This window comes from Metabacillus sp. 113a, assembly GCF_050107635.1.
In the GTDB taxonomy this organism is placed as follows: domain Bacteria; phylum Bacillota; class Bacilli; order Bacillales; family Bacillaceae; genus Metabacillus_B.
The window spans coordinates 47361-69196 of sequence record NZ_JBNILJ010000001.1; the positions used below are offsets into that span (position 1 = coordinate 47361).

The 21836-nt window shown below is 40.2% G+C and carries 27 protein-coding genes and 1 pseudogene; 25 read left to right on the forward strand and 3 right to left on the reverse strand.

The window, feature by feature from the left end; genetic code table 11:
* Positions 1 to 120 precede the first annotated feature (120 nt).
* The gene (locus ACQCVE_RS00250; RefSeq protein ID WP_426861196.1) at positions 121 to 1065 is read left to right on the forward strand and encodes a hypothetical protein; all 945 of its coding nucleotides are present in this window, start codon (positions 121 to 123) and stop codon (positions 1063 to 1065) included.
* Between the two features lie 457 nt (positions 1066 to 1522).
* Complete coding sequence (locus tag ACQCVE_RS00255) at positions 1523 to 2404, forward strand: hypothetical protein (protein WP_426861197.1); 882 nt, start codon at positions 1523 to 1525, stop codon at positions 2402 to 2404.
* A gap of 651 nt (positions 2405 to 3055) precedes the next feature.
* Here ACQCVE_RS00255 and ACQCVE_RS00260 read toward each other — a convergent pair.
* The 3 genes from ACQCVE_RS00260 to ACQCVE_RS00270 form a co-directional block, all read right to left on the reverse strand.
* Positions 3056 to 3613: a tyrosine-type recombinase/integrase gene (locus ACQCVE_RS00260; protein WP_426861199.1), complete on the reverse strand. Its 558-nt coding sequence runs from the start codon at positions 3611 to 3613 to the stop codon at positions 3056 to 3058.
* A 512-nt stretch (positions 3614 to 4125) separates the two neighbouring features.
* A complete protein-coding gene (locus ACQCVE_RS00265) occupies positions 4126 to 4380 on the reverse strand; it encodes a hypothetical protein (protein WP_426861201.1) in 255 nt (84 codons plus the stop codon).
* Positions 4373 to 4960, reverse strand: coding sequence for a hypothetical protein (locus tag ACQCVE_RS00270; RefSeq protein WP_426861203.1), 588 nt, complete (start codon positions 4958 to 4960; stop codon positions 4373 to 4375). Before ACQCVE_RS00270 ends, ACQCVE_RS00265 begins: the two co-directional genes overlap by 8 nt.
* A gap of 160 nt (positions 4961 to 5120) precedes the next feature.
* On the opposite strand from ACQCVE_RS00270, the gene ACQCVE_RS00275 reads away from it, so the two are divergent.
* From ACQCVE_RS00275 to ACQCVE_RS00385, 23 genes and pseudogenes are all read left to right on the forward strand, one after another.
* Positions 5121 to 5378, forward strand: a complete 258-nt coding sequence (locus tag ACQCVE_RS00275) for a helix-turn-helix domain-containing protein (RefSeq protein ID WP_426861205.1) — start codon at positions 5121 to 5123, stop codon at positions 5376 to 5378.
* Positions 5375 to 5767, forward strand: coding sequence for a hypothetical protein (locus ACQCVE_RS00280; protein WP_426861207.1), 393 nt, complete (start codon positions 5375 to 5377; stop codon positions 5765 to 5767). Before ACQCVE_RS00275 ends, ACQCVE_RS00280 begins: the two co-directional genes overlap by 4 nt.
* Before the next feature lie 45 nt (positions 5768 to 5812).
* The gene (locus tag ACQCVE_RS00285; protein ID WP_426861209.1) at positions 5813 to 6286 is read left to right on the forward strand and encodes a hypothetical protein; all 474 of its coding nucleotides are present in this window, start codon (positions 5813 to 5815) and stop codon (positions 6284 to 6286) included.
* 20 nt (positions 6287 to 6306) lie between these two features.
* Complete coding sequence (locus ACQCVE_RS00290) at positions 6307 to 6549, forward strand: hypothetical protein (RefSeq protein WP_426861211.1); 243 nt, start codon at positions 6307 to 6309, stop codon at positions 6547 to 6549.
* A 4-nt stretch (positions 6550 to 6553) separates the two neighbouring features.
* Entirely contained in the window at positions 6554 to 7198 is a 645-nt protein-coding gene (locus tag ACQCVE_RS00295; RefSeq protein WP_426861212.1) for a hypothetical protein, read from the forward strand.
* Positions 7199 to 7554: 356 nt separating this feature from the next.
* Positions 7555 to 8208 (forward strand): annotated as a pseudogene (locus ACQCVE_RS00300) (ATPase, T2SS/T4P/T4SS family); the annotation flags it as partial.
* Positions 8198 to 9223: a competence type IV pilus assembly protein ComGB gene (comGB, locus tag ACQCVE_RS00305; protein ID WP_426861214.1), complete on the forward strand. Its 1026-nt coding sequence runs from the start codon at positions 8198 to 8200 to the stop codon at positions 9221 to 9223. The pseudogene ACQCVE_RS00300 and the gene comGB, both read left to right, overlap by 11 nt.
* 11 nt (positions 9224 to 9234) lie before the next feature.
* Complete coding sequence (gene comGC, locus ACQCVE_RS00310; protein ID WP_426845692.1) at positions 9235 to 9534, forward strand: competence type IV pilus major pilin ComGC; 300 nt, start codon at positions 9235 to 9237, stop codon at positions 9532 to 9534.
* Entirely contained in the window at positions 9512 to 9964 is a 453-nt protein-coding gene (gene comGD / locus ACQCVE_RS00315; RefSeq protein WP_426845694.1) for a competence type IV pilus minor pilin ComGD, read from the forward strand. The genes comGC and comGD overlap by 23 nt, the downstream gene beginning before the upstream one ends.
* Positions 9948 to 10256 (forward strand): hypothetical protein, encoded by a 309-nt coding sequence (locus ACQCVE_RS00320; RefSeq protein WP_426845696.1) that lies wholly within the window; start codon positions 9948 to 9950, stop codon positions 10254 to 10256. The genes comGD and ACQCVE_RS00320 overlap by 17 nt, the downstream gene beginning before the upstream one ends.
* Complete coding sequence (gene comGF, locus ACQCVE_RS00325; RefSeq protein WP_426845698.1) at positions 10213 to 10680, forward strand: competence type IV pilus minor pilin ComGF; 468 nt, start codon at positions 10213 to 10215, stop codon at positions 10678 to 10680. Before ACQCVE_RS00320 ends, comGF begins: the two co-directional genes overlap by 44 nt.
* The gene (locus tag ACQCVE_RS00330) at positions 10667 to 11047 is read left to right on the forward strand and encodes a hypothetical protein (protein WP_426845700.1); all 381 of its coding nucleotides are present in this window, start codon (positions 10667 to 10669) and stop codon (positions 11045 to 11047) included. The genes comGF and ACQCVE_RS00330 overlap by 14 nt, the downstream gene beginning before the upstream one ends.
* A gap of 57 nt (positions 11048 to 11104) precedes the next feature.
* Entirely contained in the window at positions 11105 to 11596 is a 492-nt protein-coding gene (locus tag ACQCVE_RS00335) for a shikimate kinase (RefSeq protein ID WP_426861216.1), read from the forward strand.
* A gap of 46 nt (positions 11597 to 11642) precedes the next feature.
* The gene (locus ACQCVE_RS00340) at positions 11643 to 11843 is read left to right on the forward strand and encodes a YqzE family protein (protein ID WP_426861218.1); all 201 of its coding nucleotides are present in this window, start codon (positions 11643 to 11645) and stop codon (positions 11841 to 11843) included.
* Between the two features lie 272 nt (positions 11844 to 12115).
* Entirely contained in the window at positions 12116 to 12814 is a 699-nt protein-coding gene (locus ACQCVE_RS00345) for a YveK family protein (protein ID WP_426861220.1), read from the forward strand.
* Positions 12798 to 13460, forward strand: coding sequence for a CpsD/CapB family tyrosine-protein kinase (locus ACQCVE_RS00350; protein WP_426861222.1), 663 nt, complete (start codon positions 12798 to 12800; stop codon positions 13458 to 13460). The genes ACQCVE_RS00345 and ACQCVE_RS00350 overlap by 17 nt, the downstream gene beginning before the upstream one ends.
* A gap of 267 nt (positions 13461 to 13727) precedes the next feature.
* Complete coding sequence (locus ACQCVE_RS00355; RefSeq protein ID WP_426845710.1) at positions 13728 to 15554, forward strand: polysaccharide biosynthesis protein; 1827 nt, start codon at positions 13728 to 13730, stop codon at positions 15552 to 15554.
* Between the two features lie 61 nt (positions 15555 to 15615).
* Complete coding sequence (locus tag ACQCVE_RS00360) at positions 15616 to 16794, forward strand: glycosyltransferase family 4 protein (RefSeq protein ID WP_426861224.1); 1179 nt, start codon at positions 15616 to 15618, stop codon at positions 16792 to 16794.
* Positions 16757 to 17863, forward strand: coding sequence for a glycosyltransferase family 1 protein (locus ACQCVE_RS00365; protein WP_426845714.1), 1107 nt, complete (start codon positions 16757 to 16759; stop codon positions 17861 to 17863). The genes ACQCVE_RS00360 and ACQCVE_RS00365 overlap by 38 nt, the downstream gene beginning before the upstream one ends.
* 4 nt (positions 17864 to 17867) lie before the next feature.
* Complete coding sequence (locus ACQCVE_RS00370) at positions 17868 to 18779, forward strand: glycosyltransferase family 2 protein (RefSeq protein WP_426845716.1); 912 nt, start codon at positions 17868 to 17870, stop codon at positions 18777 to 18779.
* A 12-nt stretch (positions 18780 to 18791) separates the two neighbouring features.
* The gene (locus ACQCVE_RS00375) at positions 18792 to 19856 is read left to right on the forward strand and encodes an EpsG family protein (protein WP_426845718.1); all 1065 of its coding nucleotides are present in this window, start codon (positions 18792 to 18794) and stop codon (positions 19854 to 19856) included.
* The gene (locus ACQCVE_RS00380) at positions 19831 to 20634 is read left to right on the forward strand and encodes a glycosyltransferase family 32 protein (RefSeq protein ID WP_426845813.1); all 804 of its coding nucleotides are present in this window, start codon (positions 19831 to 19833) and stop codon (positions 20632 to 20634) included. The genes ACQCVE_RS00375 and ACQCVE_RS00380 overlap by 26 nt, the downstream gene beginning before the upstream one ends.
* Entirely contained in the window at positions 20631 to 21830 is a 1200-nt protein-coding gene (locus ACQCVE_RS00385; RefSeq protein WP_426845720.1) for a glycosyltransferase, read from the forward strand. Before ACQCVE_RS00380 ends, ACQCVE_RS00385 begins: the two co-directional genes overlap by 4 nt.
* The last annotated feature ends 6 nt before the right edge of the window (positions 21831 to 21836 follow it).

The following is a 21836-nucleotide window of genomic DNA, read 5'->3' on the forward strand; positions in this document are numbered from 1 at the left end:
TCAATAATAACCAGTTTAATCCTAAAAAGGAATATATGTATTTGTCTTGATTTATATCTCATGTTGTTCCAGGTATGAAGCAGAACCACTGCTGACACCTAATATGAGAGGAAGATACAAATGGCACAAAAAAAGTTGGTTGATCCTAAAACAGGCGAATCATTTGATTTGTGGGTTGATACTGAAGACGATAAACAAAGAAAGTCAAAATGGAAAGAAAAAATGCTGGCAAAAAAAGAACACGAAAAACTGACCGGTAGCTTCACTTTTACACTTTTATCAAGTATTCAGGGACTAATTGAAGATACAAGTTTCACTGATGATGAAAAGACAAGAATCATGTTTTTAGGAACTTACGTGACATATGGTGAAAGTGAATATTCGAAGCTGCAAAAGGGAAACGGCACACCAATATTAAAGAAGCATTTGCAAAAATTACTGATGATTACGCACAACAAAAGTTTTTACCAGTTTTACAACAGGTTGATTGAAAAGAAAATTATCATTGAAAACGGTAATGGGAAAAATGCAGAACTGTATTGGACCTCAAAGTATCACTTCAAAGGAAAAGCTTCACTTTCTCATAGGAAAGAAAAGAACCTGATAAAACTGTATGATCGGCAACTCCGTGAACTATATACTTCAAAGGATCAAAAAGGAAGGCAAAAGTACAGACCATCAAATTTGTATATTCTGTTTTGCATGTTGCCGTTTGTTAATTATGAAACCAATCTTTTATCGGTAAATGCTGATATTCCTGCATCTGAGACAAGACCATTATTATTATCGGAACTTGCAATCCAATTTGGTTTAACTAGATCATCCAGTTTGAAGCGTAAGCTGTTAAATATAAAACTGGCGGATTCACCTGTTTTTAGCATCATCACCGAAGCAGATAAGGAATATGTGCGTGTAAATCCATATATTGTGTGGCGGAACACTTCTGAACCACCTGAAGCCATAACACAAACTTTCAAAGCAACTAAAGAATTTTTAATCAGTAGGCAGGAAGCATTGCCAGGAAAAAGACTACGCAATTATTTGGAATCAAATGGAACACAATAACTTACCAAAAAACAAGGGTTTCTGCACAATAACTTACCAAAAGTGAAAGTGCATTAAACCCTTGTGGCTGTAAGGTTGAATCGGTATTTTATGGTGTTTCGGTCCTCTTATTCTTACAATCCAATGTACTTAATTCTGAACTACAAAGGATAGGATGCGAAGGAAATGCTTCAGTTCGTAAACTCACTTCAGCAGGGAAGGAAAAGCACCTTCCCATGATAAATTCAAAACCAAGAAACTTTGTTTATTATTCTGAACAAAATAGAAGTTATGCCGGTCCTTCTTTCTTCAGGATTATCAAAGACATTATTATTGATTTATTTTTTATGGCTTGGAAGGTGGTGTCTTTCCACCTTTCAAGAATGTTTTGATCTTTTATTCTCTTTATGTACTGTTGATTTGAATGTGATATTAATAAATAATGGAAATATACCAGTAGATGAAATGGGGATAAAGAATGAAAAAAGAAGTTCTATATGATATTACTTCTGTTCATAATGCAGTAGATTCACTAGGGGAATATTTGAATTTAAGAGAAACCCAGATTAGTAAGTACGTAGCAGAAAATAAAAATACATATAATGTGGCTGACCTTCAGGACTATTACCAGATTGATGATAATGTATTCTTGGAAAGTGACATTAGTTTGGTGTCCTTGCATGTAACAACCAATAATGATGGATGTGCTGCAATTAAAAAGCATGGGTTGCTGAATTTACAGCAAACGATAAAGAAGGATACACCATTGGGGAAATACTTGAAGGATCAAGGTGTGCATATTGATATTGAAAATAAGCAAGTAAAGTACAAAGATAAACTGTACAGTATTAACAAGGAACACAGCGGTATAGAGGATACTGAAAGAGATTTTGTACCGCACAAAATATATAATGATTACCAGGTAAATTCATTTATTTCATACGACAATGTCCTTGAATATGGGGTTCAGAATATGCCTGAATTTCTCTTTAGTTTATCAGAATTTTTGTACTCGAAAGACATTGGTTTGAATTGGTGGAATCAAGAAAATAAAAAGTGTTACGTTTTGAAGTTCAAAACAGCCTTATCAAATTGTGCAAATGATACATTTTACTCAAGAGATCAAGGTTCTTTAACGGGTAACGATTTTAAATATCTTGGTAGTGAAGAACTGGAATTACTAAAAAGAAAGTGGTTGGTTTACCAATCATTATCAATTATCAGTGATTCGATTTGTTCATATGATAAAAAGGTATTATTTTGTCAACTAAACTTTGATGTTACAGTGCCTTTTAGTGACATAATGAAGATATATACAGCTTCAGAATACCTTATAGAGTACGGAATAAATAATGATTGAACACTGGTATAGTTACTGGTCTCTTGATATATATGGGGTGATCTAACATCCTGCAAAATAAAAAACCAGCAATTACACTGGTTTTAGTCCAACTTATTGAATGCTGCTATTGGCAAATTATTGCCTTTCACAGCTTTGACTTTGAAAAACAGTTTGTATACTTCTGAAGTACTTTGAATGAAACGGGTGCAGCTTATGTATTTAGCACTACATGTACTGTTGTGCTTATCCAGAATGATTGAATAAGGACAAGTTTCCTTTCTGTTTTCATAACCGTCAATCATTGCACTAAGTCTTGTGAGTGACTGATAATCTGCTACATGAAGGACCTCCAAAGTAAGTATGTTTACGAATTGTAATTGGTAAGATTTATTCATATTTTCACCGCCTTTCCACTGTATTTTAGGTTATTAATATGAAGTTAATGTTAATAAATGTTTAAATATGTATGGGGTTAGTGTTGAATATGATGTTGAAGTTTGTTGTACAGTTGAAACCTTGCATTTAACCCAATAAATAAAGGATAGGGGTGGAAAAGAAAATAACTGTAAAGTATTTTTTCTTTACGGCTTAAGGTATCAATGAATATTAATAATCAAAACGGAAACAAAAAAAGAACCAGCAATGCCTAGCATTACCGATTCTTCAGCATTAAAGGTTTAGTGCTATGATACTTTCACGTTCTTCTTCTTCAGTTATACCAATATAACGTAATGTTATTGCTTGGCTTGAATGATTCAGTAACCCCTGTAACATCGCAATATTGTTATGTGTCTTGTAATGCCAAAATCCAAAAGTCTTTCGTAGTGTATGTGTACCTATTGTATCAATATCAACCATTTCACCAGCTTTTACAAGTGTTCTATAAGCTTGGGTTGTAGTGATAGCCTTATCACCTTTACGGCTTGGGAAAAGCCATTCTGATGTGTTAGAAGCGATATACATTTGAACTTCTTCATAGATGTTATCTAGGTGAATAGTTCTTGGCTTTTTCGTCTTCTTTTCTTGAAGTTTGATTGACCGTTTTCCTATCAAATCCTTTGTTTTAAGCTTCAGCAAATCACTGATCCTTAATCCGGTATTAATGCCAATTACAAAAAGAATGTAGTCACGTTCAGAACACCATTTCTTTAAAGACCACTTCATATCTTCTATCTGTTGTTTAGTTCTTATCGGCTGAACATCTTCAATATGTACTTTTGTCACCATGTGTCACAATCCTTTATTTATCAGTAATTTGAATGTAAGGTTTTTGTTTATAAATGCAATGATACACGTAAATCCTAATTATATCAATGAATACAACGAAAATAATGTATGGTTTTAACAAAACCTTACATTCGGGATTGTATTAGATAGGGGGGTAATTATTTATACAGATACTTACATGTACTGATGTACAAAAGGATAGATCAACTTGTTTCAGGGTAAATAGTAAATTTATTAAAGGTATTAACGAAGGTAAAGAATCTTTGAAATATATACTGAAGTTGTAATGAACCTTAACAGTCTTCATAAGTTCCTTCTGTTAAACAGTATTTAACTTTATCTATCTGGATAAGTCTTTAATATATATGTAGCCTTCATGCAGGATCACTTTGGAGATATGTAGTTTGATAGTCTATATGTTGAAACCTTGAATCCATTGAAGTGAAATAAATGTTAACGAACGATTAAAGCATTTATTCTGAACCATTTAAACAATAATTGAATAATAATTTTCAAAGCTTCACATTAAAACAATGATACCCACCATTGGGGGGATGGGGGTAGGCAGTGGTTTCAGTTCCTGTTTCATATAGATATACACCATTTTTAAGCTGTTTATTTCCGTCATCAAAATTCTTTTCAATTCTGTCCAAACTTTCCTTCACTTCAACAAAGCCAGTATTCATAGTCTGATGTAATGCTTCTATCTTTTTAACTATTGAATTAACTTTTTCATCTAAAGCTTCTAACTCCTTTTCTTTATTCATTAATTTCCTCCACTTGTGTATCTAATATTTTTTTCATCAGTATCAATGAAAATTTAATACCATCTTTTTCTGTAAGAATTGCATGTAAGTAGATCTTGGTATCACCTGAATATCTTTCTGGGAAGTTAATGCTTAAATATGTCATTTGTTTTTTGGCAGGTTCCCAAAACCTATATTTTACTTCTGTTCTTCCAGCATACTTTTTAAGGAATGTATCAATTGTTAATCCGGGTTTATTCCAGTTTACAATGGATTGGCTAATCCAAACATCATTCCAGCTTTCAAAATAAGGAAAGTGTGCAAGAACATTTCTTATGAACTTAAAAAGATCACTTCCAATTTCCGCTTCCATCGGTGGTCGTTGTTTTTTTATTGCTTTAATTACCCAATTCAACGGTTCGTAATTTAGTAATTCAGCATAGATTGAAAAAGCTGTGTTTATATTTGAGAAACGATAAATAGCATCTTTTTGCCAGAATTCATCAGTAAAAGCTTCTTCATATACATCATAAAACTTGTCATACGACATTTTTAAAAATTGTGTTTCAGCATCGGCTGGTCTTAATATGGAACCTTCCAACAAAATTCCTCCTAAAAAAAATTCTTGCAACAGTTTTGTCTTACTTTTTGTATATTTCAAATACCTATAAGTGAAAAAGTTTGGGTGCTGGTTATTACCGGCATCCTTTTTATTGTGATAATAATTCTTAATTTAATAATAACATCACGGGGGGTAGCTTATGGACAAAGATTTAGTACGGCACTTACGAAGTATTACGGACCTATCACAAGCAGAACTTGCTGATCGTGTGGGTGTTCACCAAACATTGATTTCAAAAATTGAAAAAGGCGAAACTTTCATTCAGTCAAAAACAGTAAAAGCACTGCTGCGTGTATTTGGAGAAGAAGGTATCAGTGGACAAGATATTGTTTTACTGCATTCCATCTTTGTTAATCGGAAGATGAAACAAGTAAAAAAGGAAGGGAGATTTCAATGAAACCTGAAGAAAGAAAATCGAATGAAATTATCATACAGAATCTGAAATACATTGAAAAGTGTGTACAACATGGAACATACAAAGAAAGTGGTGCAATCCTAGCTTTATTGATTTGTGAAACTCTTGATCTAATTAAGGTTTCAAAAGTCTTTTGCAAAGTTCCATATACCAGTAATAAACTTACCAATGAATATTACACATTTTCTAATACAGCAAGGCAATCAAAAGCCAAACTTCTTTGTGATCTGGAAGAAGTGCGGGGTGAACTTGCATCCAAAAAAACGAATGAAAAACGTGTCCTTGTATTAATTCAAAGAATGTTGCAAACAGAACTTTACAATGCCGGTGTGCAAGAAGCTATTGGAAGTGGCAAAACACCTCATATATAAAAACAAAGCAAACGATTATATATATTTGATGGAAGGAATTACAGAATGAAAACCAAGAAGTCAGCAGAACAGCTTATTAGTGAAATAATAGTACCTTCAACACTATCTGAAAGACAAACTACCCTTGCTATAACATACACAAAGGCACAAATGCTTGAAGGGTTTAATATTGCAAACTTTTGTAGGGATAACAGCATTTCTTCTAAAACCTGGTATCAATGGCTGGAAGTTCCTGATTTTAAACGATATATCACTGAAATTAGAAAGGTGATTATCCCAGATGATGAACGGAATGCTTACCATGCCATGAAGAAGCATGTCATGAAATTCGCTTATAAGGAAAGTCCAACACCAAAAGAAATTGAACTTTTTTATGATGTGTTTGGTTACGTGGCCGATGCAGATAAAAAAGAAAGAATGGTTGAACTTGGTATTGCTGAAGGAAGTACGGGGTCATCATTTAGAACGTTGGAAGAAAAGAAAGCCGCTTTAATGGCAAGGTTAACAGCAAAATCATAACAGTTAGGATGATAGTAAAAATGATAAAAGAACAGGTTCGAATTGATATACAAAAACTGATTGAAGAAAGGCAGCAACCTCTGAAAGACCTTTCTATAGGGTTCGCAGAAATCAGACAAGCTGAAGAAGAAGCAAGGAAAAAGGCTGAAGCAGAAGAACTTGCGTTGCTACCTCCAAAACAATTATCAGTAGAAGAACAAATTAAACTGCTTACAAAGGCAGTGGCTGAACTAACTATTAATCTTGAAAGAAAAGGGGAATAGGATAATGCAAATACTGAAGAAATTTAATGGACTTATGAAAAAAGCAGACAATACTCAAATTCGCTATGTAAAGACACTGGAAGCTAAGGAAGAAGAATTACTTGCTTTAAAAGTTAAACTTAGTGAAAGGGAAACAATATTGAAAGATATCCACAAAATGTCCTTATTAGGTGAAACCACTCAAGATGCTTACCAAAAAGAAAAAGAAAATGTAGAAGGTTTTAAAACGAAAGTTACAGAGATTGAACGTGATATTCAGTTAATAGAACAATACAAAACTGATGATTTAAAGGGAATTATCCAGGAACTTGAATTATCAAAAAGTGACTGGTCAGGTGCACAGCAAGCTGAAATTCAAAAAATTAAAATGGAACTACTTGAAAGTAAATTCCAGTATCTTCAGAAACTTACAGAAGCAAGAGAACGTTATTACAAAGTAACTGAACCAGCCTACAAGCTTCAAAATCTTAAAGTAAAGCTTGGTTTACAGGTACGTACTTATAAATCAGGTTCTTATGATGCGTTAAATTTACTGTCTTATGGTGGAACATATATAAATATGCAAGTAGATCAGTATGCAGTCCATGAAGCTTTGCAGTACGGTAGAATTGATTCTAAAATTGAACGTGCTTTAAAAGAAGGAAAATAACTGGATATCAAATTTAAAAAGCACTTGCTAGAATTAATCCCCACTGACAAGTGCATTTTTTTCTGAAGTGAACAAGCTTAGTTATTGAGTAATTATTCTAAGTTTTATAAGTAGCAATTGTTCTCAGCAATATATTATTTTGTCTGAAGTCATTTCCCTTGTTGTTAAAGGATTGAAAAACAATCCAATGTACAAAGGGGAATCAATATGCCAAATACAAATCCAAAGAAGCCCATTAAAATAATTATAACTACCACTAACATACCTTCAGTTAAGGCTATTATGAATACAGCAATTTACCTCAAATCCCTAAGTGAATAACTTAGGGATTATTTTTTTTTTTTTTTTAATAAAAGTTATCCCTAAATACAGGGCCAACCGGTTCAGGCAAGACAACGACTCTTTATTCGCTGCTCAACCATGCCAAAAAACACTTTAAACGGAATATTATTACGCTGGAAGATCCCGTAGAAGCAAAAAATGACGAAATGATGCAGGTGCAGGTGAATGAAAAAGCTGGAATTACTTATGCTGCAGGATTAAAAGCGATTTTGAGGCATGACCCTGACATCATCATGGTAGGTGAAATCAGGGACTCGGAAACGGCTAAAATCGCTATCAGAGCTTCGCTGACCGGGCATTTGGTCCTGAGTACAATGCACACTAGAAACGCAAAAGGGGCACTATACAGATTGCTTGAATTCGGTGTTCCCCAGGCAGAAATGGAACAGACGCTTATTGCTGTCTCTGCTCAAAGACTTGTAGATATTAAATGTCCTTACTGCCCGGGAGCATGCTCGCCCTACTGCAAAAAAATGAGAAAAGCAAGAAAAGCAGCTGTTTTTGAACTCTTATACGGAAAAAATTTAAACGCGGCCTTTCGGGAGACTAGAGGATCGGAAGAAGCGAACGACTATGCCACACTAAAAGAAGTAATCAAAAAAGGAATTGCCCTAGGGTTTGTATCCCATGCGGCTTATTACAGGTGGATTTTTGCAAATGAAGAATAAATGGAGCAATGCTGAGCAATCCGTATTTATTGGCCGTCTGAACAGCCTCGTCCAGAAAGGCTACTCGCTGGATGAAGCCATACGCTTCCTATCTCTGCAGGCTGCCCAGAAAAGAAGAGGGGATTACCACTTTTGCCTAATGGAACTGAAGAGGGGGACTCCTTTCCATCAGGTTCTCCAGCAGCTGCATTTTCATCGGGATGCCGTCACTTATCTGTTTTTTGCCGAACAGCATGGCGATTTGGCGTTCTCTTTAAACGAGAGCTCGCAGCTGCTCAGCAGGAAGCATGAGCAGTTTATAAAAATTACCCGGATGATGCGGTATCCGATTCTCTTAATCTTCATCATGATGGGTGTTTTGTACGTCGTACAGCATATCATCGCTCCCCAATTCCTCTCTGTTTATCAGTCAATGAATATGAAACCTTCTCCTTTAAACACAGTGCTGCTGGCATCCTTTCAATTTCTGGCAGCAGCCTCCTTCGCTTTTCCCGTCCTTTTTCTTTTAGCGGGTTCCTTTTATTTTTTGTCATACAGGCGAAAACCTCCGGCGCAGCAGATGAACATGCTAATGAGTATTCCGCTTGTAAAAGAATGGGTTAAGCTGTTTAACAGCTATTACATCAGTCTGCAGCTTAGCAACCTTCTAAAGGCCGGGCTGTCTTACTATGAGTGCCTGGTAACGTTCAGGGAGCAGAGTCTTTACCCGTTTTTCAGCGAAGAAGCAAACACAATGATTAACCGGCTTAAAAAAGGGGATCGCTTTGAAGAGTTGTTTGCGCAGCCCCACTATGACCCTCAGCTTGCTGAAATTGCTGCATACGGACAAAGGAATGGCATGCTGCACAGAGAGTTTTATACTTACAGCCAATACACACTGCAAAGACTTGAGGAGAAACTGTCTTCCGCAGCAGCCTTTATTCAGCCAGCCGTATTCACAAGCGTCGGCCTGATTGTCCTTCTCGTGTATTTATCCATGATACTCCCCATGTACCAAATGATCGACCAAATCTAGGAGGCGGTAAAATGAAGAATGATAATGGGTTTACTTTGATCGAAATGCTGATTGTGCTCCTTGTAATCACAGTCCTGCTGCTTGTCACAATCCCCAACATTGCCAATCACAGCAGCAATATCCAGGAGAAAGGCTGCAGCGGTCTTCGCAATATGATCTCTGCACAAGCTGAAGCCTACCGAATGAATGAAAACGCAGTGCCTACAATCGACAATCTTATAAGCGGTAAATACATCAACGGCAATACATGTCCGGATGGAAGTACCATAACCCTGGATGCCGGCGGCTATGTGGTTGAAGCGGCAGACTAATGGGTTTACTCTGATTGAGTCCCTCCTCGTGCTCTCCATATTCTCCGTGCTTTCGCTGACGGTCCTTATCCCGCTGCAGCCTGCACACGAAAAATTGACGGAACAGCACTTCTTTGAGCAATTCCAGAAAGACATCCTTTATGCTCAGCAGCATGCCATCATGGAACGTCTGCCTTATTTATTTACTTACAATGAAGACGGCACGTCCTATTCAATCAAATTGGGCCGCCATAATGCAAATGAACTGCTGGTTTCACGCAGCCTTCCTGAAGGAATCACGATACTGCCGGGTACGCTGGACCGGAGATTGACCTTTCTTGCTAATGGAAACATTTCTGCAAGCGGAACACTCAGGGTGGTCATCCGCCAGCAGGCTTATCTCGTCACGTTTTATTTAGGAAAGGGGAGATTTCTTGTTAAAAAAATCTAATGGCTTCTCACTGCTTGAGTCCATTGCCTCCTTTTCCATCTGGTGCATGGCAGTGCTAACCTTGCTGCCAGGTGTTGTCGGCATGCTGCAGGAAAGAGAAAACATTTCCCTTGAAACAGATGCCTATAGAGTTCTGCAAAGCCATACAGCGGAGCGGATGACTGGAGCCTTCAAAAAAAACGATGAAGAGGGGAGCGGTCCCTATACGATTATTTCAAGTGACGGGCATTCCTGTATACACTGGAAGGATGCCAGACAAAAAGAACAAGAGTTTTGTATGCAGATACACTAATTCATCAGGTTTTTCCCTTCTGAATATGCTGTTCTCCCTCTCCGTTTTTACCTTGATTGTCTCCTCGCTGTTTCCGCTGCTACTCTTTTTTTATCAATCTGTCGAAGGCTATAGGGAATTAAATGATTTAGAATGGGAATTTTTCAGCGAACAGGCCATGCTGGAGCTGAAATCGGCTGTTGATCCTGCCGTAACGGGGGAAACTCTCTCTTTCAAGAACAGCCTTGGGCAATCTGTAACCTACCAGAGGTATCAAAATTATATCCGGCGGCAGATTAATAAAAGCGGAAATGAAATGGTGCTGCAGAAGGTTCAGCATGTTCAATTCGAGGTGAAGGATAACCACATGGTCATCGTTGTTAAAAGCTTAAACGGAACGCTTCGCAGCCTGACAGTCAGGTCTATATACAATGAAGTCATGTAAGACAGAAACAGGGTTCATTTATCCATTTACAGTTTTGATGGTTCTGTTGTTCTTTATGACCTCGATTCACATCACCCAAATGCTGCTGCTGGAAACAAAATACTATGAGGATACAAGGAAGTTTTACAGGCTGCAGCATCTGACCTATGCCGGTGCTGCAATCTCCTCTAAAAAAGCAGCCGAGCAATGGACAGGAGAGATGGACGTAAAGGACAAAGAGGGGACAATCCAGATCTCATTGGTCAAGGCTGCAGAGGACCGCCTGCAAATTTCTCTTGTTTTTTCATTAGGTGAACAGACCTCCTATCACGCTTCTTATGAATGGAGCATTCATGAGAAGAAAATGTACAATTGGCAGGAATGGTAGACTCATCCGACGCTTCGATGTATCATAGAAACCATCGAAAAAACGGAGTGATTATGCATGGAGCGAATTATACTGACTGGATTTATGGGAGCGGGAAAAACTACAGCAGGCAAGGCACTTGGGAATAGGCTATCGGTGCCTGTTTATGATACGGATGTGCTTCTTGAGCAAAAGCTCGGAATGAGCATGAATGAGATCTTTGATCAATTTGGAGAAGAAGAATTCAGGAGAAAGGAAACAGCAATGCTGCGGGAACTCCCTGAAGGACCGGCTGTCATTACGACAGGAGGCGGGATTGTGATGAAAGAAGAAAACCGGGAACTTCTAAAGCAGAAGGGCAGGATTTTTTATCTCAGCTGCGAATTTAATGCGCTATATGAAAGGCTGAAGGAAGATACAACCCGCCCTCTGCTTAAAGAAAAAACGAAAGAACAAATATATCAGCTCTTTGAGAGCAGAATGTCCGCCTATGAGGAGGGAGCCATCGTGATTGAGACAACGGGGAAAAATCCGAAAGAAATAGCAGCAGACATTGCAGCAAGATTATAAATGACCGCTTTTGTCCATACTGTCTGCTAGGACAGGAGGAATACAGATGTCTTCCAATGACTACATCAAATACGTAACTCAGCAGGTCGTTAAATACATGGATACGCCAAAAGAACAGCGCCAGCAGGAAAAGGAAATCAAAAAGGAAACACGCACGCCATTCTGGTTTAAATGGTTTGGTGTTCTTCCGATATCCATTATGCTGTGGGTCAAGAAAAGAAAGGCAAAACGCAAGAGAAAGATCTGACCTTTGTCAGGTCTTTTTCTATTATTTTAAACAAATTGACTAATTTTGACTAATTCAAGGTTGATTTTATAGGTTAAAAGTAGTAAATTTTCTTTATGAAGAACAAAATGAGGTTTGTATTACCAATATAGATAAATATAATGTAAATTTTCCGCAAATTATCCGTTCAATTGTTGACACGTTCTGTATAAAGAACTAGACTAATAGTATACGAACAGGGGATATTTTTTTAGTCCGTTCGTTCTCTATTGAAAACAGGGAGGATGACGAAAGTGGAGAAAGAAATTGATATAAAAAATCTATTCACGTTAATAAAACGCCGCATCTGGATAATGATTACGTTTGCTTTGCTGCTGACAGCTGCAGGCTGGGGGTATAGCACCTATTTTACGACACCGGTCTATGATGCATCTGCCCGGATTTTAATCCGTGATGACACAAAATTTTTTAATACGCTGACAGAAGTAATCCGGGAGCCAGTCATTATGTCTAAAGTCACAGAAGAGCTGAACCTCAACCGTTCTCCTCAGGCGGTTGCCTCCCAGATCTCCGTGATGCCGGTCGGAGAATCTCAAATTGTCGAGATTACCGTGACCGATCCAAACCCGGTAATGGCTGCTAAAATCGCGAACTCAACGATGAAGCATTACCGCGAAGAGCTGCCGAAGCTCCTGAATTTCAGCCAGACAAAAATTTTGACAGAAGCAAAGGAGAACGCAGAGCCCTATAAAGAAAGCCCGGTGAAAAGAATGCTTATCGGATTGATTGCCGGAATCGTGCTTTCGCTGGGAATGATTTTCCTGCTGGATTCACTGGATGACTCCGTCCGGACGGAGGAAGAGGCAGAAAAGCTGACCAGCCTGCCGGTTCTTGGAAGCGTATCAAAAATGACCCGCAAAACCTCACCGATTTTAAAGGACAAAAGGCTTAAAATTTCTGTAAGGGGTGAATCGGTTGTTTCCTACAAGTAAAAGAAAGATGGAAAAGGCAGACAAACGCCGGCTCGCTTCCTTTTTTAACCCAATGTCAAAAGTGGCCGACCAATACCGATCCATCCGGACAAACCTCCAGCTTGCTCCGGAAAGCGCCCAGCTTAAATCTTTTATTATCACATCTCCCGGCTATAATGAAGGGAAGTCCACTGCAAGTGTCAACCTCGCTGTTTCTTTCGCTCAGCAAGGCAAAAGAGTTTTGCTCATCGACGGGGACTCAAGGAAGGCAAGTCTTCATACAACCTTTAAAATTGATAATTCAATCGGCTTCAGCGATGTTCTGAAAGGCTATATACGGCTTGAGGAAGCAGCAGGAAAGACTGAAATCAGACGGCTTGATATCCTGACATCCGGGAGCATTCAGATGAATCATTCAGAACTTCTTGCTTCCAGTGCATTAAAAAACGTTCTCCACTATGCCTGTAAAGAATACGATTGCATTGTGATAGATGCACCGCCAATGCTTGAGACAGCAGATGTTAAAATCATGGCCAATCAATGCGGAGGCCTGATTCTCGTCACCCGGGCGGGGAAAACCGCTCAATCCAAGCTGAAAGAAGCAAAAAAGAAGCTTGAATCCTTCGATACCCAGCTGCTCGGGGTCATTTTAAATGAGACAGAGTAAGTCCTGATGAAATCGATTCCTTTACCTTTATATACTTATTTTGTTCTTTAAAAAGAACAAAATGCGGGCATGTCTCCTCGCCGTTATCCACGGAGGCACTCGGTTACGCTGCGGGTTTATACAACCTTAGACGCCAGTCGTCGTAAGTGTGATGTGAGGGGGGGTTAAATGCCCCATTTTTACTATTGAAGGGTTTAGCGGTGAATTTCTGCTTAGGAGTTTAAGGCTAAGAACTTCAAATACCATTTAAATAAAGGGGTGAACTTTTTGGCATTTCGGACAAGACTGGCCTTACTGATCCTGATTGACTCAATCATTGTACTGACCGCCGTCTATATCAGCCGATTCGTTGTATCCGCAGATATTCATGTCTTAACCGTCCCTGTATTCATCAGCTCGCTGACACTTCTTGTTTGCCATCATATATTTTCTTACATGTACAAGCTTTATAAAAAGGCGTGGGAGTACGCCAGCATCAGTGAGCTGATCATGATTGCAAAAGCGGTCACGCTCTCGATTTTTACAGCGGGAATTGTTCAGGGAATTGCGTTTCATGATGTATATTTTAGGCTTCTTGCTGTAACCTGGCTGCTGCATATGTTTTTTATCGGCGGCTCCCGTTTTTGCTGGAGGGTCTACAGAGACTCGCTTTTCAGCAGGACGCAGGATAAAAAACGGACGCTGATCATTGGAGCCGGGGCAGCTGGTACGATGGTGGCCAGGCAGCTGAAAAACAACCATGAATCGGAATTGAAGCCAATTGCCTTCATTGATGACAGCAAGAGAAAGCAAAGCCTGGATATAATGGGCCTTCCGGTTGTTGGAGGCGTGCCTCAAATTGCCCTCGCTGTAGAAAATCTAAAGGTTGATAACATCATCATCGCGATCCCTTCTCTGAAGAAAAAAGAATTAAACCGGATCTTTCAGGAGTGCGCCAAAACGAACGCCAAAACCAAAATCCTGCCAATGCTTGAGGACCTGGTAACCGGGAAAGTGTCCGTCAGCCAGTTCCGGGACGTTCAGGTGGAGGACTTGCTCGGACGCGAGCAGATCCAGCTGGATATAGAAAGCATATCGGAGTACGTTACGGGCCGGACCGTCCTGGTTACCGGTGCAGGCGGCTCCATCGGCTCTGAGATCTGCAGGCAGATATCCAAGTTTACTCCGGCCAAGCTGATTCTGCTCGGCCACGGTGAAAACAGCATCTATTCGATCGAGATGGAACTAAAGGGGACATTCAGGGGATCAGGCATCCAATTTGTTACAGAAATAGCCGAACTGCAGGACGCAGAAAAAATGAACGCGGTGATGGCAAAGCATTTGCCCCATGTCGTATATCATGCTGCAGCCCATAAGCATGTCCCGTTAATGGAACGAAACCCGGAAGAAGCGGTAAAAAACAATCTGATCGGCACCCGGAATGCAGCCCTGGCGGCAAGCTGGAACGGAGTCGAAACCTTTGTCATGGTTTCGACTGACAAGGCGGTTAATCCAACGAGCGTTATGGGGGCTACAAAAAGGCTGGCCGAAATGATTATTCAGGATATGGACTCGATGAGCGATACCCGCTTTGTTGCCGTCCGGTTCGGCAACGTTCTTGGCAGCAGGGGAAGTGTCATCCCTTTATTTAAAAAGCAAATTCAGAACGGAGGTCCGGTCACCGTTACCCATCCGGATATGATCCGCTATTTTATGACCATTCCCGAAGCGTCAAGACTCGTCATCCAGGCAGGAGCTCTGGCCCAGGGCGGAGAAATTTTTGTTCTCGATATGGGAGAGCCCGTTAAGATTGTTGATCTGGCCAAAAATTTAATCGTTTTATCCGGAAATTCCGTCGACGAGATCGGGATTGAATTTTCCGGAATTCGCCCTGGTGAAAAGCTGTTCGAGGAGCTGCTTCAGGAAGAGGAAGTGCACGAAGAGCAAATCTATCCGAAAATTTACATCGGCAGAAAAGCAGAGCTGCTGATGGACGAAATCGAAGAGCTGCTTCAGTCCTTTCCGGAGCTGGAAGCAGAGCCCTTAAGAGAAAGGCTTCTGGAGCTTGCCAACCGGAAACCTGCCGTCAAAGAGCTTCTTTCCGTTCCTGGTTAAACGTATTAAATAATACTAAGGAAACGCCGCCCTGGCGTTTTTTTGTATGGGAGCCATGTCCATGAAGAAAAAAGTGCTGCTAGCGGCAACAGTTGACTACCATTTTAAGGCTTTTCATTTACCAATCATGAAATGGTTCAAGGAACAGGGATGGGAAGTTCATATAGCAGCTCAAGGGGACTTGGAGCTTCCCTATACCGATCTTAAATTCAATATCCCTATTCAGCGTTCCCCTTTTAAATCGCAGAATTGGATGGCCCTAAAAGAGCTAAAAGCGATCATGGATGAACATGCCTACGATATGATCCACTGCCACACCCCGATGGGAGGCGTGCTAGCAAGACTGGCTGCTTTAAAGGCGCGTAAAAAAGGAACCAAAGTCATTTATACTGCTCACGGCTTCCATTTCTGCAAAGGAGCCTCCCTTTCGTGCTGGCTGCTGTATTATCCGGCTGAACTGGCACTGAGCTTGGCTACGGACTGTCTGATTACGATAAACGAGGAAGATTACCGCCTGGCGAAGCGGCATCCATTTAAAGCATCAAGAATTGAACACGTCCACGGAGTCGGAGTCAACACAGAACAATTCAAGCCAATGGATTCCAGTTTAAGAGAGAAAAAAAGAAAACTGATGGGATACCAGTCAGATCACTTTCTGCTGTTTTACGCAGCTGAGTTTAACCAAAATAAAAATCAGGAGCAGCTGATCCGGGCGGTTGCGGCTATTAAAAATCAAGTGCCCCGCATCAGGCTGCTTCTTGCCGGTGAAGGCAAGCTTCTTGAGTCATGCAGGATGCTCGCCAAAGAACTTGAGGCAGATCACCTCATCCAGTTTCTCGGATTTAGGACAGATATCGCCGACCTCCTCCCCCTATGCGACGCCGCAGCAGGATCCAGCTACCGGGAAGGCCTTCCCGTCAACATCATGGAAGCCATGGCATGCGGGCTGCCGGTCCTTGCCACCGAAAACAGAGGCCACAGGGAACTGGTCGTCCCCGGCGAGAACGGCTGGCTCGTGAAACCGGGGGATGTGGAGGATATGGCGGGGAGGATGCTGTTGCTTGTCACTTATTCCTCAGGCCAGCGTCAGCTCCTGGGAAGATCAAGCCGCGAAAAAATTGTAAGCAAATACAGCGAGCAAATGGTGCTAAAGCAAAAAAGTACGGTGTATGTAAAATACATGGATCAAAAGGAGGTGCCGCATGTCCAAGCCCGTGAGAGTTCTTCACTCGGTCGTTAACATGAACCGTGGTGGAGCTGAAACCCTTATAATGAATCTTTACCGGAATATGGACCGTTCAAAGGTTCAATTTGATTTCCTGACTTGCAAGGAAGGCGTTTTTGACGAAGAGATCAAGGAGCTGGGTGGCACCATCCACCGCATTCCATACATTACAGATGGGGGACATTTCCGCTATATCCGAAGCCTGGACGCTTTTTTTAGTAAAAACAGGCAATATAAAATTGTCCATTCCCACATGGATAAAATGAGTGGATTTGTTCTCCGTTCAGCTAAAAAGCATAACATTCCGGTTAGGATTGCGCACAGCCACAACACCGAGAGCGAAGGGAATTTCCTGGCGAAAATGTATAAGGACCTGGCTGGAAGACTCATTCATCCCTCGTCCACCCATTTGTTCTCTTGTTCAGAATTAGCTGCCCAATGGCTGTACGGAAACACAGAGAGGAACAAAATCTTGATGAAGAATGGCATTGATTCCGACCAATTCAGGCATTCTCCATCTATACGGAACCGCCTTAGAGTGGAACTTGGCTTGACGAATAAATATGTTATCGGGCATGTGGGGAGGTTTAATCCTCAAAAAAATCACGAATTTCTTTTAGAAATTTTTCATGAATGCTGCAAAAACTATACAGACCTACATCTCGTGCTGGCAGGGGACGGGCCATTAAGAACTAGGATGGAGCAAAGAGTGAACAGCCTGCAACTAGCAGACAAAGTAAGTTTTTTAGGAGTCCGGCCGGATATCCCTCACCTGCTGCAGGCGTTTGATCTTTTCGCCTTTCCGTCTTTGCACGAAGGTTTGCCTGTCACTCTGGTGGAAGCCCAGGGAGCGGGTCTTCCCTGTATCGTATCAGATACTATCACGAATGAAGCAGATATGGGCGTAAACTTGATGACGTATCTCCCGCTAAATCAAAAAGAGGAATGGGCGTCTAAGGTTGCACAGGTCTTACTTCAAAAAAGGGAAAGAAACATACCGCAAAATACACTCATTTTAAATGGCTATGATATACGGAATACGTCTGAATGGGCCCAGGGGTTTTACTTGGGGGCAGTGAGGTGATGGTTTGAAAACGTTAACGGTATTTACACCAACATACAATAGAGCTTACTGTCTTGGTCAATGCTATGAAAGCTTAAAGAGACAAAGCAATAAGGATTTCGATTGGCTGATAATTGATGATGGTTCCACAGACCGGACGAAAGAACTGGTGGATTCATGGATAGAAGAAAATGTGATTACGATCAGATACATTTGGCAGAAAAATCAAGGGATGCACGGTGCTCATAATACAGCATATGAAAATATTGATACAGAATTAAATGTGTGTATTGATTCAGATGACTATTTGGCAAAGGACGCGGTGGACAAGATCGTAAGCTTTTGGAAAAACAAAGGAAGCCAAAAGTATGCGGGGATAATAGGGCTGGATGCCAGTCCCTCTGGTGAAATTATTGGAACAAGCATACCGGAACATATTACAGAAACTGCACTGACTGATCTGTATGTTCTTCACAAAGTCAGAGGGGATAAAAAGCTGGTTTACAGAACCGACCTGATAAAAAGTGTTCCCCCGTACCCTCTGTTTAAAGGTGAAAAATATTGTCCATTGAATATCAAGTACATCTTAATAGAACAGGAATATCCTCTCCTGGTTTTAAATGAGGTTTTATGTCATGTGGAATATCGCGAAGATGGCTCAAGCTTAAATATGCTTAAGCAGTACAAAAATAATCCAAATGGTTTTCTTCATTATAGGAAAGTTGCGATGAAATACGCACCGTCCTTTCCTAAGCGGCTTAGAGAATCAATGCATTACGTTTCGGGCAGCTTACTCTTAAAAGAGTATCTTTTTTTATTTAAAACGCCTCACAGAATCGAAGCCTTGCTGGTTACACCTATGGGAATTGCACTCTATTTTTATATTCAATTTCGCAATAGGAAGAATATGCTGGGAAAAAATCAGGTAAACAATTGAAAGGAAAAGATCATGGCAATTCTCTACCTAAACCTTGTTTTAGTTTCATTGCTTTCCTTTTTTTCGCGCTATTTTTCAGTACCGGATTTGAATAGCTACAGCGAAATTAGAGCCAACAAACTATTAATTATCTTTACCTCAATGGTGCTTGTTGCAGTATCTGGTTTAAGAACAAATATTGGAGATACCTTCTTTTATATGCACAGCTTTCAGACAGATATGACCTGGGACAAAATACTAAGCGATAAAGATATCGGATTCGGAATGATGCAGATGATGTTGCAAAGTTTCTCTAAGGATCCACAAATTTTAATTTTTACTACTGCACTCATTACGAATCTATTGATCGTTCTCGTTCTTTATCAATATTCCAGAATGATTGAACTAAGCCTATTTGTATTCATTACCTCAGGGATGTATCTTGTGTCCATGAATGGGCTGCGCCAGTTCCTGGCCGCAGCCATCATTTTTGCCGCTACCACGTTTCTTTTTAAAAGAAAGTGGTTTTTATTCTTTATAACGATTCTTTTTGCTTCAACCATCCATCAGTCCGCACTCATTATGCTCCCAATTTACTTTCTAGTGAATCGCAGAGCATGGACGAAAGAAACGTATATCCTATTGATGCTTGCTGCGCTAGCCGTAATTGGATATGGCCAATTCTCTGCCATCCTTTTTGCAGCCATTGAAAACACTCAGTATTCCGGATATCAATCTTTCTCCGAAGGCGGGGCCAGCTTCTTAAGGGTTATCGTTCATGCAGCGCCAGTCATTCTTGCATACTTTGGAAGAGAAAAACTTCGGGAGATGTTCCCATACAGTGATGTGGTTGTCAATATGTCCATCTTAGGGTTGGTTTTTATGCTCATATCCACCCAGAACTGGATATTTGCGAGATTTTCTATATATTTTGGGTTGTATGAGCTGATTCTTATTTCTTGGATTGTAAAGATATTCAGGCCTAAGGATGAAAAACTAGTGTATTACTCTATTATCATTTGCTACTTTATTTATTTTTACTATGAACATGTCTTGTCTTTAAATATGGTTTATAAAAGCAACTACTTTAACTTATAGCAAAGAGGAGGGAGGAAAGCATATGACTGATGATCAAAGAATCCCGCGAACGGTTCATTATTGCTGGTTCGGATATGGAGAAAAACCTAGAATGGTAAAAAAATGCATGGAAAGCTGGCAGAAGCACCTGACTGGTTATACGTTTATAGAATGGAATGAAAGGAAATTTGATGTTTCCTCTCATCCGTTTGTTAGGGAAGCTTATGAGGCTAAAAAATATGCATTTGTCAGTGATTATGTCAGATTAACGGCCCTCTTGGAAGAAGGAGGGATCTACATGGATACAGACGTAGAAGTTCTTAAGCCACTTGATCCGCTTTTAGAAAAAAATGCATTTACAGGATTTGAGGATGATACGTTTCTCCAGTCAGGAACGCTGGGTTTTGCTAAAGGACATGATTTGATTAAATATTTCCTTAGCTATTATGAAAATAAGCATTTCACAAATAAAGATGGTTCCTTGAATATGAAAACAAACACCAGTCTTATGACTAGTCAGTGCTTACAGTTTGGTCTTATCCAAAATGGACAGTACCAGGTGTTGAATAATGGAGTTGAAGTATTTCCACGCACATACTTCAGCCCATACGATTATATAAATGGCGAAAGCTTTATAAATGAAGAGAGCTACACAATTCATCACTATGCTCAAACATGGCTGCCTGCGAGCACTAGGTTTAAAAGCTCAGTTAAGAGAGCGGCCAGTAAATTAATTGGACCGAAAGCAATTGCTGCCGTAAGAAATGCAATCAGTCCTTCCGGCGGAGGAACGAAATGAAAAAACACATACTGATTTCCTCCTTTGATCTAGCCATTGGAGGGGTAGAAAGAAGCTTAATTGGTCTTCTTAATTCGATTGATTACAGCCGTTATGATGTCGACCTTCTCCTCTTTAAACAGGAGGGAGAATTTATGTCCTTCATTCCTAAAGGACCGAACGTATTGCCGGAGATTCCTGCCTATACAACCTTCCGAAAATCCATTGGAGAGGTAGTTAAGGGAAGACAATATCCCATCGGAGTTGGAAGAGTATTAGCCAAGTATACCAGTTCCATAGAAGGAAAACTAAAAAACATCCCGGAACCCGGCTACTTAACCATCCAATACGGCTGGGACTTCACCACACCTATTCTGCCAAAAATAGAAAAAGAATACGATGCAGCCATCAGCTTTTTATGGCCTCACCATTTCATTGGAACTAAAGTAAAAGCGAAGAAGAAAATTGGGTGGATTCATACAGATTATTCCAACATTCATGTTAATAAAAAAGCAGATGAACGTGTCTGGAAGAAGCTTGACCATATTGTTGCGGTATCCGATGAATGTTCCAGAACGTTTACTGGTGAGTTTCCACTTTTAAAGGAAAGGACCGCTGTCATTGAAAATATCCTCTCTCCTTCTTTTGTCAGGGAGCAGGCGGATTTAATGGTCCCCCCTGAAATTCAACGACGAAACGGAAGGACAATTTTGGTTTCTGTAGGGCGTCTTACACATGCGAAAGGCTTTGACGATGCGGCACGCGCATGCCGGTTGCTAATTGATCAAGGGTATGATTTAGAGTGGCATATTGTTGGATATGGCCCGCTTGAAAATGAGCTGAAGGTGCTGATTGCTGATCTCGAATTAGAAGATCGGTTTTTTTTATTAGGGAAAAAAGTGAATCCCTACCCATACATAAAAGCCTGTGACATCTATGTGCAGCCTTCGCGCTATGAAGGGAAGGCCGTAACCGTTAAAGAAGCTCAGATTTTAAGGAAACCTATCGTCATAACAAACTTTCCAACTGCCAAAAGTCAGGTGAATGATGGCTTCGACGGAAAGATTACACCAACCGGTCCAGAGGGAATTGCGATAGGCATCCAGCAGATGATGGATAATCAAGAATTGAGGAAGCAGTTGATATCCAATCTTGAAGCGGTTTCTTACGAAAGTAAGGCTGAACTGAATAAGCTTTACGAACTCATAGAGAGCTAACAGGAG